This is a genomic window from Deltaproteobacteria bacterium (genome assembly GCA_011773515.1).
Taxonomy (GTDB): Bacteria; Desulfobacterota; Deferrimicrobia; order J040; family J040; genus WVXK01.
The window spans coordinates 1-4,724 of record WVXK01000083.1; the positions used below are offsets into that span (position 1 = coordinate 1).

Consider the following 4,724-nt stretch of genomic DNA (forward strand, 5'->3'; position numbering starts at 1 on the left):
TTTGCGTAAGAGAAACGGAGAAAGCCCTCGCCGTTGGAGCCGAAATCGACCCCCGGCGTCGCCCCCACGCCTGCCTCCCGGAGCAGTTCGAAGGCAAAGGAGAGCGAATCCCGGGAGAAAGCCCTGATATCGGCCATGACGTAAAAAGCCCCCTTCGGCTCGCTCCGGACAACAAAACCCACTTTTTTTATCTCCTCTATCATCACTTTTCTCCGGTCGTTGAAAACCTTCTTCATCTCTTCCACGTGAAGTTGCCCCTCCCTGATGGCCACGACGCCGGCATGCTGAACGAAGTCGTTGGCGGAGATAAAGAGGTTCTGCTGCAGTTTCTGGATAGTACGCACATATTTTTTCGGGGCGATGAGGTATCCGAGCCTCCATCCCGTCATCGCATATGCCTTGGAAAAACCGTTCAGGACGAATGCTTCGTCCCCGCTGGAGAGGATGGTCTCCTCGTCACCTTCGTACACCAGGCCGTGGTAGATCTCGTCGGAGATCACGGTGATCCCGAGGCCGGCTATCTCCTTCAGCTTCTCCTTTGAAATGACCGTGCCCGTCGGATTCGAGGGGGAATTGATCAGTATGGCCTTCGTGCGCCTGCCGAGAATCTTTTTTACCCCTTCCACATCGAGCTCATAGTTGTCCCGGTCGTACACGTTTATGAACCGGGGGACCCCGCCGACGTACTTGACGAAGTTCGGGTAGCATGCGTAGCAGGGGTTGGTCAGTATCACCTCGTCACCCGGAGAAACGAGGGACGAGAAGATAAGGAGCAGGGCGGGCGAGGTGCCGCTGGTCACCACCACCCTGTCGGGAGAAAAGGACACGCCATACTTGTCCAGGTAGTGCTCTGCCACCGCCTCCCTCATCGGGAGTATTCCCAGGGAGTGGGTGTAGTTGGTCATGCCATCGCCGATCGCCTTGATCGCCTCCTTCTTGATCACTTCAGGGGTGTCGAAATCGGGCTCTCCGATCTCGAGATGGATGATGTCTCTCCCCTCCTTCTCGAGCTCGAAGGCCTCCTCCATGATCTCCATGACGAGGAAAGGCGTAATGTCGTCCCTTACCTTTTTCAAAGTTAATCTGCCTCCCTGGGAGGGGAACCTTGAATATTAAAATAGAATAGAGTAAAATCACTTAAAATTTAAGAGAATTTTTTCCCCATGAAACGGGCTTTCCTCCTTTTCTTCATCTTCCTGCTCCTTTTCTCGCTGCCTCTGCTCTCCTACCCCGGAGAGAAGGGTTTCGAGACTGCGGAAATATGCAAGAAGTGCCACAGGGTGATCTACGACCAGTGGAAATCCTCCCGGCACTCCAATTCCTTCACGGGACCGAACTTTGAAAAAGTATACCGGAAAACCCGATCCGCCAGCCCCGACAGTGCCGCGCTGTGCCGATTCTGCCACAACCCTATCGCAACGATTTCGAAAAGTTACAATAAACAGGGGATTGCCGAAGAGGAAGGCATCACCTGCGATTTCTGTCACACCGTGAAGGAAGTCACCATCGGCAATGACTTTCCCCGGTTCGTCAATACGCCGGGGACGAAAAGAGGCCCCATTGCCGATGCCAGGAGCCCCTACCACGAAACCGAGTTTTCCCCCCTTCTCCTCGATTCAAAATTCTGCGCCGGATGCCACGAGTTCACCAATCAGAACGGGGTGCCCATACTCACCACCTACTCCGAGTGGGAGCAGAGTTTCTACCGGGGCGAGGGGATTCATTGTCAGTTCTGCCACCTCCCGCAACTATTTCCCGGGTCCGATGAAGAGGGGCCCCCCGACCATACGATGCAGGGCGGGTATTACCCCGAAAAGATCCGGGAAGCCATCACGATGTCGGGAACCCTCAGGTCCCGAAAAAACGAGGCAATTCTGGAGATCGAGCTCATCAACGACAGGTCCGGCCACAAGGTCCCCACGGGGATCCCCACGCACCGGCTCATCGTAAACGCGAGATTAAACGGCGACCGGGGAGGAGTGATAGGCGAAAAACAGGTGTTCATCGAGCGCGTGCTGGGGAACAGAGAGGGAAAACCGATAAGCTCCGCCGCCGACATGTTCCTGAACGCCAGCACGGTCCTCAAGGACAACCGGATCGGCCCGAAAGAGAAAAGGGTGCTGAAGCTGGAATTCCCCCTCGAGAAAGGATCTGAAACCATCTCCGCAGCCGTATCGCTCCTCTATGAGATTCCCTCGCCGGACCCCGTCTTAAAGACGGTAAGGGTAAACATCCACGACATGACGATTCACCGTTCTGGCATGAAGTTTCCCTTCCGGGCTCTCATTCTGGGTCTCATCCTGATAACCGCCTGTCTCCTGGCCTACGACATCTTTGTCAGGCTGAAGATAAGAAGGAAGGAATGAGCCAACGAACCCGGGGGTCCGCAGGGAGAAACGCTGAACCCTGAGCTTATTGCTGATTTTCCCGGGCGCGGGACCTGCGTTCAATCCTCGCTGATGATGTCCGGCTTCGGCTTTGCAATTCCCGACTCAAAGGCTGCCCTCTCGACGGCCTTCGACACTTCCGAATGCATCTCGATGTTCAGTATCCCGGGCACGAGCTCCCCCGGCTCTGCAAATTTCGCGATCGTCTTCGCCGCCGCAAGCTTCATCCTGTTGTTTATCTTCCTCGCCCGGGCATTCAGCGCCCCCCGAAAAATTCCGGGGAAGGCGAGGGCATTGTTGACCCCCTTCCCGTCAGCGGCGAAAGACGCCCCGGCTGCCTTCGCATCCTCCGGCATTATCTCCGGAAAGGGATTGGAAAGAGCGAGGATAACCTGGCCCTTCCGGATCATCTCCTTCTTGATCAGGCCGCCGACACCGGTGGTGCAGATGACGATATCTGATTCGCGCATGATCTCCTCGAGGCCTGTCGGCTCCCCACCCTTGTCCTTCAAGATCTCCATCGCCTGCTCGCTCAGATCGGTACCGAGCAGCTTCCTCACCCCGTAAGCAAGAAGGAGCTTCGATATGCCCATCCCGGCCGCCCCGAGCCCGACGACGCCCACGATATCGTTCTTGATCATCATCCCCACGTATTTGCTCGCGTTGAAAAGAGCCGCGAGGACCACCACGGCCGTCCCGTGCTGGTCGTCGTGCATGACGGGGATATCGAGGAGCTCCGTCAATCTGTCCTCTATCCGGAAACAGTCAGGGGCCTTGATATCCTCGAGCTTGATGGCACCATAGGTACAGGCGGTTTTTGCCAGCACGGCGATAATCTCCTCGGGGTCATCGGACTTGATGAGAACGGGAATCCCGTTTATCCCCACGAGATAGTCGAAAAGGACCGCCTTCCCCTCCATGACGGGCATTCCCGCAACTGCCCCGATATTTCCCAGGCCCAGTATGGCCGACCCGTTCGTGGCTATGGCGACGGAATTCCCGATTGAGGTGTAATCATATGCCGAATCGGGATCGCCCTGGATCATCTTGCACACCTTTGCCACGCCGGGGGTGTAAATTTTTCTGATCTCACTGACGCCATCGATCGTCACGGTCGATTTCATGCGGATTTTCCCCCCGCGGTGAAGCTCGAGGACGAGGTCGATAACGTCGGAGATGATGACGCCTTCGACCTTCCCGATTGCCTCGAGGACCCGCTCCAGGTGGGCCTCGTCATCGACGAACACGGTGAAGTCCCGGGTGTTGTACTCCATGCCGAACCGGTTGATCTTCACGTTCCCGATGTTGCCTCCCATGTCCCCGATCGCGGTAGCAACACGTCCCAGATAGCCCGGCGAATCCTTTATCATCAGTCGAATCGTCTTGACGAGCTTGTCCGTCCCCTTTTCGATCTGCATGATCTCCCTCCATGCCCCTGAAGCTGTTTGTTGCATTTGCAAAGCGTTTCGCTAAAAATAGTTTAAGCACCCAAAGCCGGTTAAAATCAAGGAACTTTTTGAGGATGGGAAAGACATTGGCCTTTCCTTTCATAGGGATACTGGAGAGAACGGGCGCTCCCGTCTTCGGTGTGGCGGGAACCCATGTGATGCGCCTTTTAAGAGAGCTTTCCCGGGCAGGGCTCGGAAACCTCTATGTTCCCGCGAGGACGGAGCTCTGCGCCGGTTACATGGCGACAGGCTACTCCCGCACAACGGGGCGTGTGTCCTTCTGTCTCCTGACCCCGGGGCCGGGGTTCCTCATCGGGTCCTGCGCGATGCTCGAGGCAAAAATGAAGGGCACCCCCGTGGTTTTCGTTTCCGGACAGGTCCACCGGGACGCACGGGGTCTCGGGGCGAAAGCCCTGCACGAATTCGAGGGACAGGCCGAATCGGCCGCCAGCATCGTCGATGCGGCATTTTTCCCCGAAGGCCCGGCAGAAGCGGACAGGCTCCTCGCAGATGCGGTGAGGGCATCTCTCTCCCCTCCCGTGAAACCCTCGTACGTGGAGCTTCCCGTCGATGCGCTCACACAGTACGAACCGACGGGGCCGGCACCGGACCTGACACCCCGAAAACCCGAACCGCCCTCGCCGGACAGGGTGAAAAGGGCCGAAAACCTGATCAACCGGGCCCGCCGGCCCGTCATCCTGGCGGGGTACGGGGGCATCTTCCCCGGGTGCGGGGAAAAGCTCCTCGGTCTGGCCGAAACGATCGATGCCCCCCTCTTTACGACGGTAACGGCAAAAGGAGCTATCCCGGAGACACACCGGCTCGCGGGAGGGGTATACCGGGGGGCCACGGCCAGAGAGGTCATGGGGCAGGGGGACCTTCTGATCGC

The 4,724-nt window shown here is 57.4% G+C and carries 4 protein-coding genes; 2 read left to right on the forward strand and 2 right to left on the reverse strand.

The features are described 5' to 3' along the window. The coding region (locus GTN70_09405) for an aminotransferase class I/II-fold pyridoxal phosphate-dependent enzyme (protein NIO17199.1) at nucleotides 1-1,037 on the reverse strand (1,037 nt) is incomplete at its 3' end. 126 nt (nucleotides 1,038-1,163) lie between these two features. Here GTN70_09405 and GTN70_09410 point away from each other — a divergent pair. Next, nucleotides 1,164-2,366, forward strand: a complete 1,203-nt coding sequence (locus GTN70_09410) for a hypothetical protein (protein ID NIO17200.1) — start codon at nucleotides 1,164-1,166, stop codon at nucleotides 2,364-2,366. 80 nt (nucleotides 2,367-2,446) lie between these two features. Here GTN70_09410 and GTN70_09415 read toward each other — a convergent pair whose 3' ends face one another. Beyond that, a complete protein-coding gene (locus tag GTN70_09415) occupies nucleotides 2,447-3,805 on the reverse strand; it encodes an ACT domain-containing protein (GenBank protein NIO17201.1) in 1,359 nt (452 codons plus the stop codon). 104 nt (nucleotides 3,806-3,909) lie between these two features. Here GTN70_09415 and GTN70_09420 point away from each other — a divergent pair. Further along, the coding region (locus tag GTN70_09420; GenBank protein NIO17202.1) for a hypothetical protein at nucleotides 3,910-4,724 on the forward strand (815 nt) is incomplete at its 3' end.